Annotated in this window: 11 protein-coding genes; 2 read left to right on the top strand and 9 right to left on the bottom strand. The window is 62.4% G+C overall.

Annotated elements, in window-relative coordinates; translation table 11 throughout:
• Positions 1-41 precede the first annotated feature (41 nt).
• The 6 genes from vioE to KO539_RS29265 form a co-directional block, all read right to left on the bottom strand.
• Positions 42-623 carry a violacein biosynthesis enzyme VioE gene (vioE, locus tag KO539_RS29240; protein ID WP_219313812.1) on the bottom strand — a complete coding sequence of 194 codons (582 nt, stop codon included), beginning with the start codon at positions 621-623 and terminating at the stop codon, positions 42-44.
• 10 nt (positions 624-633) lie between these two features.
• Positions 634-1,698, bottom strand: coding sequence for a tryptophan hydroxylase (locus tag KO539_RS29245; RefSeq protein WP_219313814.1), 1,065 nt, complete (start codon positions 1,696-1,698; stop codon positions 634-636).
• A 53-nt stretch (positions 1,699-1,751) separates the two neighbouring features.
• Positions 1,752-3,041, bottom strand: a complete 1,290-nt coding sequence (locus KO539_RS29250; protein ID WP_176390910.1) for an NAD(P)/FAD-dependent oxidoreductase — start codon at positions 3,039-3,041, stop codon at positions 1,752-1,754.
• Between the two features lies 1 nt (position 3,042).
• Complete coding sequence (gene vioB / locus KO539_RS29255; protein ID WP_219313816.1) at positions 3,043-6,063, bottom strand: iminophenyl-pyruvate dimer synthase VioB; 3,021 nt, start codon at positions 6,061-6,063, stop codon at positions 3,043-3,045.
• Positions 6,060-7,370, bottom strand: coding sequence for an FAD-dependent oxidoreductase (locus tag KO539_RS29260; RefSeq protein ID WP_219313819.1), 1,311 nt, complete (start codon positions 7,368-7,370; stop codon positions 6,060-6,062). Before KO539_RS29260 ends, vioB begins: the two co-directional genes overlap by 4 nt.
• Before the next feature lie 520 nt (positions 7,371-7,890).
• Positions 7,891-10,044 carry a TonB-dependent siderophore receptor gene (locus KO539_RS29265; protein ID WP_219313821.1) on the bottom strand — a complete coding sequence of 718 codons (2,154 nt, stop codon included), beginning with the start codon at positions 10,042-10,044 and terminating at the stop codon, positions 7,891-7,893.
• Between the two features lie 74 nt (positions 10,045-10,118).
• On the opposite strand from KO539_RS29265, the gene KO539_RS29270 reads away from it, so the two are divergent.
• Together KO539_RS29270 and KO539_RS29275 are read left to right on the top strand one after the other, a co-directional pair.
• Entirely contained in the window at positions 10,119-10,406 is a 288-nt protein-coding gene (locus KO539_RS29270) for a hypothetical protein (protein ID WP_035819416.1), read from the top strand.
• 2 nt (positions 10,407-10,408) lie between these two features.
• Positions 10,409-12,640 carry an NADP-dependent isocitrate dehydrogenase gene (locus KO539_RS29275; RefSeq protein WP_219313823.1) on the top strand — a complete coding sequence of 744 codons (2,232 nt, stop codon included), beginning with the start codon at positions 10,409-10,411 and terminating at the stop codon, positions 12,638-12,640.
• A 96-nt stretch (positions 12,641-12,736) separates the two neighbouring features.
• Here KO539_RS29275 and KO539_RS29280 read toward each other — a convergent pair whose 3' ends face one another.
• The 3 genes from KO539_RS29280 to KO539_RS29290 form a co-directional block, all read right to left on the bottom strand.
• Positions 12,737-13,180, bottom strand: a complete 444-nt coding sequence (locus KO539_RS29280; RefSeq protein ID WP_219313825.1) for a DUF411 domain-containing protein — start codon at positions 13,178-13,180, stop codon at positions 12,737-12,739.
• 67 nt (positions 13,181-13,247) lie between these two features.
• Positions 13,248-13,634 (bottom strand): hypothetical protein, encoded by a 387-nt coding sequence (locus tag KO539_RS29285; RefSeq protein ID WP_219313827.1) that lies wholly within the window; start codon positions 13,632-13,634, stop codon positions 13,248-13,250.
• Between the two features lie 29 nt (positions 13,635-13,663).
• The gene (locus KO539_RS29290; protein WP_219313829.1) at positions 13,664-15,007 is read right to left on the bottom strand and encodes a diguanylate cyclase domain-containing protein; all 1,344 of its coding nucleotides are present in this window, start codon (positions 15,005-15,007) and stop codon (positions 13,664-13,666) included.
• Positions 15,008-15,105 lie beyond the last annotated feature (98 nt).

A 15,105-nucleotide genomic window follows, 5' to 3' on the forward strand; every position in this document is an offset into this window, starting at 1 on the left:
CGCTACTGCCGCATGCGGCCGGGGCGCGCGCCACGTCCTGGTCAGGTGTTGCAAGACGTAAAGACGCTGTCCGGAATGTCGCCGACCAACAGATTGGGAAAGTCGCGTACCGACAGGTGCTGCGGGTCGTTGCCAGTGACCATGCGCAACAGGCGGTTGCCACCGGCCTCCAGGTAAAAGACCGATGGCGGCTTGCCCGTCCGTTCGACTACCCAGGCGTCCGCCTCCCGGCCCAGCACGCTGTGGAGGCCGTCGTGACGGGCACTGCCGTCGACCAGCACGGCTTGCGGCAGGAACAGGTCATGGAACGGCGTCACCTCGTCGGCCAGCGCCGTGCCCTGCAGCTGCTGGCCAGTTGCCTGCGCCTGCCTGGCGTAAGCCACTTTCTGCTTGCGGCTTTGTTCACGCCTGGCGTCGCCGATTTCCGACATCCACAGCAGGTGGCCATGTTCCTTTTCCGACCAGGGATTGAACAGGCCGTCGATGCGGCAGATGTTGCGCGCATAGTCGAACCAGCAATAGCCGGACGTGACCTGGTCATCCGCCTGCATCGGCGTCCAGTAGGAAACATAGGCGCTGCTCCATTGCATCGGCAACAGCGGCGGTGAGACGTGTGTCGGCATGGTGTCTCCCTTAGCGGCCCAGCGCGTAGCCAATGCTGGCCATCAGCGCTTCCTGCAGCGACGGCAAGTCCTTGCGGCGGGCGTCGAAGCTGGCGGTCAGCTCTTCATTGCTCAGTTCGATACGCTCGCCCACGCTTTCAAACCACAGGCGGCTGCTGTTGGCGTGCTCCTTGAACAGTTGCACTAGGGGCACGGCGCGGGCATTGAAGCTGTCCAGGGCGGCGCCCGTGCCGGCTTCGGTATTGAGGATCTTGACCAGCAGCAGGGCTGCCACCACGGCCATGGTGGTGCCGTGGCCGATGGAGAAATGTCCCGATTGCAGCGCATCGCCGAGCAGGACGAACTTGCCCTCGCAGGCCTGGTCGTGGCTGAGGGTCATGAAGTTGCGCCAGCCCTGGCCCGGTTGGCTCTGCAGCCCGTGCTCGCCGAGTTCGGCTTTGAACGTGTTGGCGATGTACGCGGCGGCGTCGCGCTCGGACAGCGCTTCCAGCCCGGCCCTGGCGTACGTTTCTTCGCTGCACTCGACGATAAAGGTGCTCATCGTGTCCGAGTATTTATAGGCATGGCCGATGAAAATGCCGTGCTCATTGCTGCGGAACACCAGGTTCATCTGGTCGAACAGCTGGGTGGTGCCGTACCAGATGTATTTGTTGCGGCCGAAATCGATGTGCGGCGCCAGCGCCGGCGGCAAGTCCAGCGATTTGTAATTGACGCCATTCGAGACCACCACCAGGTCGTACTCGGCCTCCAGCTGCGCCTTGTCCGCTGGCGGCGTTTCGTAGCTGATCGTGATGCCGGCCGCCACGCACTTGGCGCGCAGGGCCTGCACCAGGGCCTGGCGTCCGACGCCGCACAGGGTCACGCCGGTGCTCATCAGGTTGGGCTGGTCGTGATGCACGAGCTTGAATTCTTCCAGGAACTGCGGATTGAGCCGCTCCGGCTGCTCCAGGTAGGACAGCGGATTGGCGGGATGGCGCGGCGGGCGTCCCGGTAGCACGACACCCCAGCCCAGCACTTCTTCCGGGGTGTTTTTTTCCGTAATGCTGATATTCCAGCCGGGCTGGGCCTGTTTCATTTGACTGGCGAAAAGCAGTCCTGCGGGGCCTGCGCCGATGACGAGAATGTTCATTAATTTACCCTTCCAAGTTTGTACCAAACGTTTTGTTTCTTCTGGATTTGCTGCAATTCATCGTAAGGAACCGATGTGAAGTACAGTTTCTCCGCCATGTCTGGCGGATAAACACGGGGGAATTTCTTGTGCATGTAGCGCGTGTAGCGCGTCTGCAGGAAGAAAATCAGATTCGGATTGCTCAGCGCTTCATAGTTGGCGATCGCCATGTCCTGCATGGCGTCCGCCTGCACCTTGCGCTGCTGCGTGAACTCGGACAGGGCAGGGCCCAGGGCGTTGCCGTGCTTTTCCAGCAGGGAAACGAAGACGTGGACGTCTTCCAGCGCCATGTTCATGCCTTGCCCGAGGAACGGAGCGGTGGCATGCGCCGCATCGCCGATCAGCAGGATATTGGCCTTGTAGTGGAAGGTGCTGGAGCGGACATTGATGAGGTCGTTGCTGGGCAGCGCCATGAACTGGTCCAGCATCTCCTTGCGGCGCTCCGGCGGTAGGGTGCCGAAGTAGCGGCTGAAGAAGTCGGCCATGGCTTCGCGGTTGAGCGTACCCAGGCTGGGCGTGCCGGTGTAGGGCAGGCACAGGGCAAAGCTGATGCTGCCGTCCGGGATGGTGGCCGCGCGGCCGGCAAACAGACCCTTGGAATCCATGCCGAAGAAGTACAGCAAATCCTTCCTGAAACCCAGATCCGCCGCATTCGGCAACACCAGCGTCTTGTAGCCGTGGCGGAAGTAACTTTGCCGGAACTCGAAACGGCGCATGCCGCTTTGCATGGCGCGCCGCACGGCCGAGTGGGCGCCGTCGGCACCAATGACCAGGTCGCCATGCAGTTGCTGCAAGGCGCCATCCGGACCCTGGATCAGCACGATCTTTCTTTCCAGGTCGACATCCAGGCATTTATGCTCAAAGTAATATTTCACCTCGTGCTTGGCGGCATGCCGGTTCAGCAGGCGCTGGAAGGCGGTGCGGTCGAGCGACAGGGGGAACAGGCCTTCGAGCGGAGTCAGTTCGCGTATTCGGTGCCGGCCGCCCACGCTGAAGGCCATGCCGACGATGGGTTCACCGCACTGGTCGAGTTCCTGCTTGCTGATGCCCGCTCCCAGGACGGCCTTGATGCCGCGCACCGTCATGCTCACGCCGATGGCGCGCGAGTTGACCGGGTCGGCGTTTGCCGCGTTTTCCAGCAGCGGATCGCCGCGTTTTTCGACAACGTGGACATCGTGTCCCCGTTGCGCCAGATAAATGGCGCTGAGGCTACCTGCCAGGCCTCCGCCGACGATAATGATTTTATGCATTTCAAGCCTCTCTTGACATCTTTCCCCGAGATAAATCGGTAAGTTGCTGATTAAAAAATTCCAACATTTCTATCGGCGCCATGCCGATGGCATCGCTCTCAAGGCTGCGCGCGTACTGCGCCAGCGCCAGGCATTTCTGCGCCAGCATGTCGCAGCCCAGGCTGTAGTCGCTGCTGACCCGGCTGCTGACCGGCGCGGGCACGGGCGGCCCCGCATGGCGGCCGGGCACGCCGGACGGCATGTTCATCAGGGCGGCCGACAGGGGACGCAACAGGCCGGTCATGATGTCGATGGAGGCGTTCATCAGGCGCGAGCGGCGCAGGCTGCCCAGCGGCTGCTGCGCGAAATGGTGCGCCATCATCAGGAAGGTCAGCTCGTAGCAGCCTTGATACAGTTGCATCAGGGCACGCGCCTTCTGATCGGTCACCACGGTGCAGTCCGCGCGCGCTTCCAGCACGGGATTCTTCAGCGCCGGCACGGCCGGCTCGAACGGCTTGTCGCAGGCTGAAAATTTGCCGGCGACGGTGCGCAGCCGCTGGAAGTGCGACGAGGCGAAATGCGGCGAATCGACGGCCACGCCTTCGCCCTGTTCCGTGACGAAATCGATGGCGAACAGCGCGCTGTCGCGGTTGGACACTTCCAGCTGGTAGCCGGGATAGGCGCGGTTGGTCAGTTCTTTCAGGAACAAATGGTGTTCGCCGCCGCGCTTGCCGCCGCCGCTCTCGAACAGGCCGGGCAGCCCGGCCAGGGCCTGGCGGATCGCGATATAGAAGGTGGCAATCGATTTGCCCGGCGTGGGAATGTAGTCGGGCCATTCGAAGCGCACGAAGCGGGCCAGCACGTGTTCGGAAAATGGCTCGAACGCAAATTCCGTATCCAGGCCGAAACGCTGGCGCGCCTGCTGACCCAGCAGCGGCGTGCCGCTGTAAAACGGCTCGCCCAGCGCCATCAGCACATTGTTCACTAATAAGTAGTGAATCATTTCTTCATGCGCAATTTCCAGCAGGGCGCCGCGCGTGCCGCTGTTGCGGCGCCGGTCTTCGGCGCCGCAGGCCAGCTCCAGCTCGGCCGGCAGCCAGCGGCCGGCCTGCACCAGCGCCTCCCCCTGCGCATAATTGGGAATCGAATACGCGGCATACAGGTATTGCAGCATCAGCGACAGTTCCAGGTCGATGGCCTTTTTCAGCTCCTCGATCAGCTCGGCCTTGCTGCCGATGACAGGCGGTGGGGCCGCTTCCTGCACCGCCGCCTTGGCCGCGGCTGCCGCCTCGACCTGGGTCAGGTATTTCAGGAACAGGCGCGATTTTGGCAGCGACAGTTCGCGGGTGCTGGGCATGTAGTAGCTTTTTTCGCGGTTCTGCGGATCGCACATCTGCCACATCAGGCGCGAATACGTTTCGCACTTGCACTGGTCCGCCAGGCTGAAGACCTTGTCCGACATGAAGGGATACACGAGCTCGTAGTAACTCATCACATGCCGGTAGAGGAAGGCGTAGTCGACCTGTTCGGCCGGCACGTCGTCGAGGTCCCAGTCGTCGGGCAGCACGCGCACGCCGAGGTATTGTTTGGCGTTGCCGGTCCCCAGCACGATGCGGGTCGCGCCCGGCTGGCGTCCCGTCAGGGTCAGCGCCGTGTAGCCATGCCCGAGCGGCGACGGCTGCTGTTGCACGGCCAGCAGCGCGCCGTCTTCCGCTTGCGCCAGGGACGGGGGCGCCGCCAGCTCGCCGCGGAAGCGGCTTTGCACGGTGATGGTCTGCGGAAATTGCTCGTGCTTTTTATGGTTCGGCGCTTCCAGGTACAGCTGGTTGCTGTCCGATTGCAGCACCCAGTCGGCTTCATCCCACTGCGCCTGCGCGCTGCCCAGGCTGAGCGAACCGATGGCGTCGCCAGCGTGCAGCAGCGGCACATCGAAGACCCCGTGATGGCGCCAGTGGTCGCGGTACAGCGATTCCGGAATCCTGGCCAGCAAGGTGCCGGCGCCGTCCCGCAGCAGCAGGTCGCCGAGCGCCTGCTTGCCGCCCAGCGCATGCGTGGGATGCTGTTCCGAGACGGCGCCCGCGTCGCGCGTGGTGAAAGGGATGGCCGTCGGCATGTTGAACGCGACGCGGTCCGCATGCACTTGCACCAGCACCGGCCCCAGGCTGGCCTGGCGCGGCTGCAGCAGGCGGCCAGCCGGATAGGTGGCCAGCTCGTCGCGTCGCCACAGGCCGATGCTGCCGGCCAGGTCGTAGAACACGGGCGAGTCGGGTTTTAGCGGCGTCGACATATTGAACAGGCAGTACTGCACCGTCAGGCCCAGCACGTCGTCGTCGGCCAGGGCTTGCTGCAAGGCATGCATGCTGGCCGGCAGCGGCAGATCCGTATTGAACAGGAAATGCGGGTCCTGCTTGGCCACGGAAAACTGGAACAGCCGCGAGCGGCCAAATTCCTCGTTCAGAAAATGCCCGCTGCGTTCCGTGATGTGGCCGCTGCCGAGCCAGCGCACCGAGTGCGCCTGCGCGATGTCGGCCGTGAACAAGGTAGGCGTGTTGGGCGTGGCCAGCTTGTCGCTCAGGGTGAACTGGCCGGCGTAGATCAGCGTGGTGTCCGGCTGCGCCGGGTTGTTGTCGATCCACCTGGCACGGTTGAACGTCGTGCGCAGGTACTCGTTGTAGTGGCCCCACAGCCCCAGCCTGGCGCCCACCAGCGCGTCTTGCGTATCGACCTCGCCCTCGCGCAGCTGGACGCCCGTGATCCGCGCATTTTCCCACGAGAAATGATTATTCCCGCCAAAATTGTGGCCTGCCGCCAGGCTGAAGATGCCGTCCGGATCGGGCTTGCCCTGTGCGTTGAAGCGGGGGGCAAGCTGTTTCAGGTGCGCATGGAATTCGGCTGGCGGCCGGCTCAGGTCGACAGCTTCGCCCGCCATCGATACCGCATTCGTGGCGATATCGATGTTGCCGTGCGTATTGCGATTCCCCGTCGGCACATTGGCGCGGGCAAAACCCCGAAAATGCAGGCGGGGGAAGTCAAGTAAGCTCATGCGCGCTCGGTCGAGGAAGTGATGAAGGTATCGTTGGCGGCGGCGACGACGTCGTCCCGTTGATCTAGCCGCTGCAGCAACAGGCCGCTGGCCTGCTGGGCGCTGATCAGGCTGCCTTCCATCCAGCCGCAATGCGCGGTATAGGCATCCGAGCAGGAGATGATGCCGTCGCGGTGCAGCAGGACGGCCGGATGCTCGGCTTCCGGCTCCACGCAAAACTCGACGCCATGCGGCCAGAACTTGTGGAAGTGCGCCTTGATCGGCGGCAGCGGCTGGCCATCGAGCGGCAGGACTTCTTCCAGGTGGCTGCGGACACGCTCCAGGTACACCTCTTCACCAAGCTCCAGGCTGTCGCGCCAGTAAGTGGCGCTTTTGCTGTCGGTATAGAACAGCACGTACTTGTCGCCCTTGAAGTAAATCTTGCGCAGGGGATTTGCCGCCATCAGCACCTTGTCGGTCAACCCCAGCGCGTCCCACCAGGCCGTGTCGAACGTGAAGAATCCTTTGAACAGGGGCAGCGAGTCGTACTGGAACGGGCTCCAGGCGTTTGGAAAATCCAGGTTCAGGCGCGGCATGGCGGACGGCGGGACGGTCATTACCAGATGGCGTGTCCGGTGCATATGCGTGTCGCCGTGGTGGCTGAAGGCAAGCACATGCTCGGCGCCGGATTTTTCAACGGACAGCAAGCGGTGTTCGAGCCGGAATTCGACCCCGGCGGCCTGGGCCTGGTGCTGCAACTGGCACAGCAACGCGTGGTAGCCGTCGGTGGCATAGTGCCACTGGTTGGCGGCGTTTTCCGTAAAGTGCTGCGTTTCCGGATGCTTCTTGATGATGTCGTAGGCCATGGCCGCCGATACCATCGGCAGCAGCAAGGCGTCATAGCCGGTTGCCTTGATGATCTGGGTGGCCCTGGCGGCGCCCAGGTAATGGCTGAAGAACGCGAGGAAGGAGTCGTTCGGATGCTCTTTCAGCATCGGGCTCAGGCCATCGAGCGTTGCCTTCAGCTCTTCCAGCACGCTATCGCGGGAGATGACCTCGGTGAACGGGTAGACGGCATGCGGCAGTCCGCTGCCCTGCATCAGTTGCTGGAAATGCGGATGCAGCTGCGGCGAGTAGCGGGCAGCGCCGAGTTCGGCAATTTCCTCGCCGTTTATTTTCCGCGACTGGATGCGGCCGCCGACGGTGGCGTTCAGGTCGAATACGCGGATGCGCAGCTTCCTGCTGGCGGCGGCGTCGATCAGTTGATTGGCGCAAGTCAGGCCTCCTATACCGGCGCCCACGATGCAAATATCAGAATACGTGCTCATACGAAATTCCTTTTTAACGTGCATTAATCAAAAAGCTGCAAAATCGCTAGCAAAAGTTTCCCCGGCACGTGTAGGCAAGGGAGGGGGACGCTGCGTGTTACCGCACTTGGCGAGCGTTATCGGCTGGGAAATGAAGAGCCTGGCGAAAACTGGCGTTGTGTCTGGAATGGTCGATTCTTGGCAGCAGAGTTTCTGTTTCAAATCAAAGATGGCACCGACAGTAGCCCACGCATCGGGCAGTCAATTTGATAAATATCAATGTAGTTGTCGTTCGGCGTGACGCCTGTGTCGACGCAGCGCTGCCTGCGCGATGGCGGCGGCGATGTGCCTGGCAGTGGCGGGGAGGACTGGAATGTGGAGCGGTGCGGGTTCTCCCGCCACTGCCCTGGTCCGTTAGACCAAAGTCATGCGGAGAGTTCCGCTGTTTGCCGATGGCGACAGGGCCGGCAATGGATCCTGTCGCCATCGGCGGTGGGTAGGTCTCTTTTTGCTGCTTTTTTTACTTTGCTGCTGGAGTCCGTTAAAAATCCACGGCGGCCGACAGTTGCACGCTGCGGGGCGCCGATTGCGAGACGGTGCCATACGAGGCCACGCCGGCCCAGTAGTGACGGTCAAACGCGTTCATCAGGCCGGCGCGCAAGGTCGTCGCCTTGCCGGCGATGGCCGTGCGGTAGCGCAAGCCCAGGTCGACCTTGGTCCACGACGGTACCGATTGCAGATTCGTCTGGTCGACAAACTGCTTGCTCGTGTAGCTGACGGCGCCCGTGGCCGTCAGGCCCGGCCAGTACGGCAGATCCCATTCGCCACCCAGGTTGGCCATCGACGTCGGCACGCCGACGGGGCGCTTGCCGATGGTGGCGGCGCTGTTGGTCTTCACCAGGCGCCCGTCGAGCAGGGTGACGCCGGCCAGCAGGCGCACACTCTTGCTGGCGGCGCCGGACAGGTTCAGTTCCAGACCACGGTTGCGCTGTTCGCTATCCATGCTGTAGACCTTGCCATACAGCTGGCCGCTGGGTTTGCTCACCTGAAACACGGCCAGGGTCGCCAGCACCACGCCAAAATCGGCCTTCGTGCCTACTTCATACTGCTTGCTCTTGTAGGGCGCGAAGACCTGGCCCGCATTGTCGGCGATGTTCGGCGCGATATCGCCCTTGCTCAGGCCCTCGATATAGTTCGCATACAGCGACACGTGGCGCAGCGGCTTGACGATGATGCCGGCCAGCGGCGTCAGGGCGCCCTGTTTGTAATGCGTGGTGAGCGCGCCGCTGGTGGCGTGGTAGTTTTTCGATTCGACCAACTGGCGGCGCACGCCCAGGGTCAGTTGCACGCGCTGGTCTAGCATGTCCAGGGTGTCGGCCACCGCCAGGCTGGAGAGGGTCGACGCGGACAGTTTCGGCACGCGGGCCGGCGCGGGAATGCCGGGGTCGGCCACGGCCACGGGATGGTAGATGTTCGAGGTGATGAGCTTGCCGGAATTGTTCACGCTGCCAAACTCGTCGCGGTAGACATTGCCCATCACCACCAGCGCATGCTCGACGCCGCCCGTGCGCAAGCGCGTGCGCACGCCCGTGTCGCCGCTGGCGCGCCGCACGCGGAACTTCCAGTTCATGGGCGTGACCGTCATGTCGCCGGCTGCGCTGGTGATGGTCGGCGTCTGGTCCGAATAGCGCGACACGTCGGAGCGCGTGCCGCCCACATCGGCGAACACGGTGACCTTGTCGTTCACATCGTATTCGAGCTTGCCCAGGGTGGCCAGGTCGTTGGATTTCCACCAGCCCCAGGACTGGGCGATATTGCGCCGGCCATCGGGCGCTTGCGGCACGGGCAGGCGCGCGGCCACGAGGAAAGGGCGCGTGGGCGCGTCGATCCACTGGTATTGCTCGATCACGTCGAGCGAGGCGCGCAGCCGCTGTCCCTGGTAGTCGAGGGCGATGGCCGCCACTTCCGCGCGCGACGTCTGGTGATCGAGCGGCGTGTGGCCCTGGCGGTGCAAGCCATTGACGCGGATGCCGAAACGCCGCTCGTCGCCGAAGCGGCGGCTGACGTCGATGGCCGCGCCAGCCTGCGAGCCCGAGCCGTAGTCGACGGTCAGGCGCGTCAGGTCGCGCGGCAGCGAGCGTTTCGGCACGGCATTGACGACGCCGCCCACGCCGCCGTTTGGCGACATGCCGTACAGCAGGGCGGCCGGTCCCTTGAACACTTCCACGCTCTGCAGGTATTCCGTGAACAAATGGTAGTTGGGCGACACGCCATACACGCCGTCGAACGCCACTTCGCTCAGATTGCCCTCGTTGAGGGGGAAACCGCGGATGAAGAAGGAATCCGTGACGCCGCCGATCTGGCCCGTGAAGCGGGTGGACGGATCGCCGCCCAGCACCTCAGCCAGGGTCAGCGCCTGCTGGTCCAGCATGCGCTGGCTGGTGTAGCTGTTGACGCTGAACGGCGTATCGAGCAAGTCTTTTTCACCGAGCATGCCGGCGCGCGCGCTTTTGGCGATCTGTCCGCCGGCGTCCGCTTCGGCCTGGCCATTCACCAGCACGGTGGCGAGCGGAGTGGATGCTTCGGCCGCCGCCTGGGCGATCGCCTGCGGCGCGACGCTGGCAACGAGCAGGCCGGCGAGGATCAGCCGGGTGGTGAGGTGGGGGTGGGCAAGGGGGGAATGTGGAATGGGCATCAAGGGCAGCGTATAAAGTTAGTAGGAAGGAATTGTATGCACGACATTATAAATGAGAATCATTACGATTTATAATGATTAACATCGTCATCGCTGCCACGCTCACGACCATGCCGTGCGCGTGCCTGGAGGGCATTTCAGCGCGGAAAATGGCCATCCTGGGCCTTCAGATCCCGATATTTGCTGTCTTATATAAGATTCGTCGCCATCGGATACACAAACAGCGGCAGGACAGTCTAAAATACGTGGTGGGCAAGCACGGCGTCACCGCCGGCACACTAGCCGTCCAAAGCAAGGCTAACCGTCCTGTGTTTGGAATGAAGAAAGTTAACCACCAGGCATCACCGCATACAAGGGAATGAACATGGCAACACAAAAATCCAAAATCATCTACACGCTGACTGACGAGGCGCCGCTGCTCGCGACGTATTCCCTGCTGCCAATTATCAAAAAATTCACCGCGCCGGCTGGCGTGGACGTGGTCGCCAGCGATATTTCGGTGGCGTCGCGTGTACTGGCTGAATTTCCCGAATTCCTGACGGACGCGCAAAAAGTCCCGAACACCCTGGCTGAACTGGGCAAATTGACCCAGAATCCGGACACCAACATTATCAAGCTGCCGAACATCAGCGCTTCCCAGGGCCAGCTGATCGCCTGCGTGCGCGAATTGCAAGGCCGTGGCTACAAGCTGCCGGATTACCCGGAAGATGCGAAGACGGAAGAAGAAAAAGCCTTGAAGGCCCGCTACGGCAAGTGCATCGGTAGCTCGGTCAATCCGGTCCTGCGTGAAGGTAATTCCGACCGCCGCGCGCCGAAGGCTGTCAAAGAGTACGCACGCAAGCATCCGCATTCGATGGGCGAGTGGAGCCAGTCGTCGCAAACGCACGTCTCGCATATGCACCACGGCGACTTCTACCATGGCGAAAAATCGCTGACCCTGGAAAAAGCGCGCGACGTCAAGATGGAACTGGTCACGGCCTCGGGCAAGACCATCGTGCTGAAGCCGAAGGTTTCCCTGCAAGCGGGCGAAATCATCGACAGCATGTTCATGAGCAAGAAAGCGCTGCTGGAGTTCTACGAGAAAGAAATCGACGACGCGTTCAAGACGGGCGTGATGTTCTCGCTGCACGTCAAGGCGACCATGATGAAGGTCTCGCACCCGATCGTTTTCGGCCACTGCGTGCGCATCTTCTACAAGGACGCGTTCGCCAAGCACGCCGCCCTGTTCGACAAGCTGGGCGTGAATGTCAACAATGGCATGAGCAACCTGTACGACAAGATCGAAACCCTGCCGGCGTCGCAAAAAGATGAAGTCCTGAAAGACCTGCACGCCTGCCACGCCAACCGTCCGGAACTGGCCATGGTCGATTCGGCCAAGGGCATCACCAACTTCCATTCGCCGAACGACATCATCGTCGACGCGTCGATGCCCGCCATGATCCGTATCGGCGGCAAGATGTGGGGTGCCGATGGCCGTCCGAAAGACGTCAAGGCAGTCATGCCGGAATCGACTTTCGCACGGATCTACCAGGAAATGATTGGCTTTTGTAAATGGCATGGCAACTTCGATCCGAAGACCATGGGCACCGTGCCGAACGTGGGCCTGATGGCGCAGCAAGCGGAAGAATACGGTTCGCACGACAAGACGTTTGAAGTGCCTGAAGGCGGCATCGCCAACATCACCGACCTGGAAACGGGCGAAGTGCTGCTGACGCAAACGGTGGAAGAGGGCGATATCTGGCGCATGTGCCAGGTCAAGGACGCGCCGATCCGCGACTGGGTCAAGCTGGCCGTCACGCGCGCGCGCAACTCGGGCATGCCTGCCGTGTTCTGGCTCGATTCCTACCGTCCGCACGAGAACGAAGTCATCAAGAAGGTACAGGTTTACCTGAAAGAGCACGACACCAAGGGCCTGGACATCCAGATCATGTCGCAAACGCGCGCCATGCGCTACACCCTGGAACGCGCCTTCCGCGGCCTGGACACCATCTCGGTGACCGGCAACATCCTGCGCGATTACCTGACCGATCTGTTCCCGATCCTGGAACTGGGCACCTCCGCCAAGATGCTGTCGATCGTGCCTTTGATGGCCGGCGGCGGCATGTACGAAACGGGCGCCGGCGGTTCGGCACCGAAACACGTCAAGCAATTGGTGGAAGAAAACCATTTGCGCTGGGATTCGCTGGGCGAGTTCCTGGCCCTGGCCGTGTCGCTGGAAGACATGGGCATCAAGACGGGCAACGCCAAGGCCAAAATCCTGGCGAAAACCCTGGATGAAGCCACCGGCAAGCTGCTGGACAACAACAAGTCGCCATCGCCACGTACCGGCGAGCTGGACAACCGCGGCAGCCATTTCTACCTGGCCATGTACTGGGCGCAAGCCCTGGCTACGCAGAAGGACGATGCGGAACTGGCAGCGCATTTTGCGCCATTGGCCAAGGCCCTGGCCGACAACGAAGAAAAGATCGTTGCCGAGCTGAAAGCAGTACAAGGCAAGGAAACGGATATCGGCGGTTACTACCTGCCAGATCCTGCGAAGACGGAAGCGGTCATGCGTCCTAGCGCCAGCCTGAATGCCGTGCTCGACACCATCTGATGCAGTCTTGACAGGCGGCAGGTTTTTTATTGCTGCCTGACACAAAAAACGCCGCCGGAAGCGATTCCGGCGGCGTTTTTCATTTCCCCTCAGTGTCTATTTGTAGTGCTTGTAGACTTCGGTGCTGCCATTGTTCTTGACCAGCAAGACATCATACGCATCCTTGCGCGGTCCTTCCATGCCTGGCGAACCCATCGGCATAGCCGGCACGGCCAGGCCTTTGGCCTTGGGTTTCTCGCGCAGCAACTGCTTGATTTCGCTGGCCGGTACATGGCCCTCGATGGCGTAGCCGTTGACGAGGCCCGTGTGGCATGAGCCGAGCGCGTCGGGAATGCCGGCCAGCTTGCGGTATTGCGCCGGCATCTCGACATTTTTCGCGCGCACCGTAAAGCCGTTCGCTTCGAGGTGCTTGATCCATGCGGCACAGCAGCCGCACGAGGCGCTCTTGTAGACTTCAATGACGGGCAGGGCCGCCATGGCGAACGTGGGCAGGCCCAGCATGGCGGCGAAGGCGCCGCCCACTAATAAATGTTTGATCATGTGCTGCTTTCAGACGAAGTAGGTCTATCGTGGCCACCTCGGTGGCCTGTGTGGAACGTGCTTGGGGTTATGCGGAAAGCGGTCTCGGCGGCCGGCGCGGGCCGTCGGGAATGAATCCGGTCAGCAAGGTGGCCGTTGCGATGGCGACTTGTTGCGCGCCGGTGCAGGGCACGGCAGGCAGGGCGAGGCAGGGAGGCATCAGCGCGCCCGCGCAAAAACTGGAGCAGGCGCTGCATGCGGGGTGCTTGGCAGGGGGCTTGTTGTCTTCTGGCGTGCTGGCGCTGTCCGCGGCGTGATGCTGGCAGGCGGCCGGCACTGCGGCGGCAGGTGCGGCTGCGAAAGGCGCGCACGCCAGCATGGCGCCCGCAGCGGCAGCTTGCAGTGGCACCGCCGTGATCAGCAGCAGGATCAGCCATGTTTTGAAGAGTCTCAGCATCGCCGGAAAGTATAGCATGCGCGACTGTCGCCAAGGGCGGGTGTGGGCTAGCGCGAGGCGGCGGCCAGCACCTTCGAAGCGTACATGGCCCGGTCCGCATGGCGCAGCAACTGCTGCATGGTATCGCCATCTTCCGGATAGTGGGCCACGCCGATGCTGACGGCGATCTGCAATTGTTGTCCATTGCCCAGGTGCAGCGGCGCAGCCAGGGCCGCATGGATCTTTTGCTCGATCAGGCTGACGTCCACCGGCGCGGCATTGCTTTCCAGAAGCACGACGAATTCATCGCCGCCCATCCTGGCCAGAGTGTCGGTTTCACGCATGCAATCGCGCAGGCGGCTCGCCACCGTTTGCAGCAGCAGGTCGCCACAGGCATGGCCGTGCTCGTCGTTGACCCGCTTGAAATTGTCGAGGTCGAGGAACAGCAGCGACAGCCGGCCTTCCTGGCGGTGCGCGCGCGCGAACGCCGTGTGCAGGCGGTCGTGGAACAGACGGCGGTTGGGCAATCGGGTCAGCTCGTCGTGCATGGCCATGAACTGCATTTGCGTCTGCAACTGGCGGCGCTCGATGGCGGTGGCAAGTTGCTTGGCAACAAATTGCAGCAGATCCTGGTCTTGCGCCGAGCCGATGACGGCGTCCTGGCCCCCTTGCAGGGCCAGCGCGCCGATGCTGCCCAGGGAAGAATACAGCGGCACGGCCAGCCAGCACGAGGACAGGGCGCAGGCCGCCGTTTGCAGCGCCGCCGGCAGGCCGGCCAGTTGTCCCGCCTGCAGACGCAGCGGACGGCCGCTGCGCAGCACTTCGTCGCACAGCAGGCTGGCCAGGGACGAGGTTGGCTGGGGCGCGCTGTCGTCGGCATGGGAAGTCATCGGAGCTTGCACGCCGTGTTCGTCATGCAGCAGCAAGGTCAGGCTGCGCGTCGGCAAGTGTTCGCCGATGATCTGCTGGATGCGGTGCAGCAAGGCGGGCAAGTCCTGCGTGGCCTGCATGGCTTCGGAGATGGCGTACAGCGCAGCCTGCTTTGCCTGCGCCTGTTTCAGCAAGGTGATGTCGCGCGCCACGGCCACGCGCAGCTGGTCGGCGGCGGACCAGCGGGCGGACCACATGATGTGCGCCAGGCTGCCATCCTTGCGCAGGTAGCGGTTCTCGAAGTGCGTCTGCGCATGGCCATCCATGATGGCTTGCGCGGCGGCCAGGGTGCGCGCGCGGTCGGCGGGAGCGACCAGGTCGAGCATGCGCTTGCCGATCATTTCCTGCTGCGTATAGCCGAAGATGCGTTCGCAGGCAGCGCTGACGAAAACAAAGCGCCCCTCCACGTCGACCATGCACACGGCATCGAGCAACAAGTCGGTAAAGCTGGCCAGCGGGGCGTGCAGAATCTTGTGTTCCATATTGGCATTTTAATGGACATTCCCGGCAGAGATTCAACTTGTTGTGGTTAGTCAAGGCTGGCGGCATGAAAATGTTTCATTTCCCCGACGCTCATGCT

The sequence above is a fragment of the Janthinobacterium sp. NKUCC06_STL genome (assembly GCF_019345455.1).
GTDB lineage: Bacteria > Pseudomonadota > Gammaproteobacteria > Burkholderiales > Burkholderiaceae_D > Janthinobacterium > Janthinobacterium rivuli.

Bases quoted from the DNA above. Each gene is read 5' to 3' on its own strand.
- KO539_RS29270 (WP_035819416.1), top strand. From the start codon at position 10,119: ATGATTAACATCGTCATCGCTGCCACGCTCACGACCATGCCGTGCGCG.
- KO539_RS29245 (WP_219313814.1), bottom strand. From the start codon at position 1,698: ATGAAACAGGCCCAGCCCGGCTGGAATATCAGCATTACGGAAAAAAAC.
- vioB (WP_219313816.1), bottom strand. From the start codon at position 6,063: ATGAGCTTACTTGACTTCCCCCGCCTGCATTTTCGGGGTTTTGCCCGC.
- KO539_RS29265 (WP_219313821.1), bottom strand. From the start codon at position 10,044: ATGCCCATTCCACATTCCCCCCTTGCCCACCCCCACCTCACCACCCGG.
- KO539_RS29290 (WP_219313829.1), bottom strand. From the start codon at position 15,007: ATGGAACACAAGATTCTGCACGCCCCGCTGGCCAGCTTTACCGACTTG.
- KO539_RS29275 (WP_219313823.1), top strand. From the start codon at position 10,409: ATGGCAACACAAAAATCCAAAATCATCTACACGCTGACTGACGAGGCG.
- vioE (WP_219313812.1), bottom strand. From the start codon at position 623: ATGCCGACACACGTCTCACCGCCGCTGTTGCCGATGCAATGGAGCAGC.
- KO539_RS29250 (WP_176390910.1), bottom strand. From the start codon at position 3,041: ATGCATAAAATCATTATCGTCGGCGGAGGCCTGGCAGGTAGCCTCAGC.
- KO539_RS29260 (WP_219313819.1), bottom strand. From the start codon at position 7,370: ATGAGCACGTATTCTGATATTTGCATCGTGGGCGCCGGTATAGGAGGC.
- KO539_RS29285 (WP_219313827.1), bottom strand. From the start codon at position 13,634: ATGCTATACTTTCCGGCGATGCTGAGACTCTTCAAAACATGGCTGATC.
- KO539_RS29280 (WP_219313825.1), bottom strand. From the start codon at position 13,180: ATGATCAAACATTTATTAGTGGGCGGCGCCTTCGCCGCCATGCTGGGC.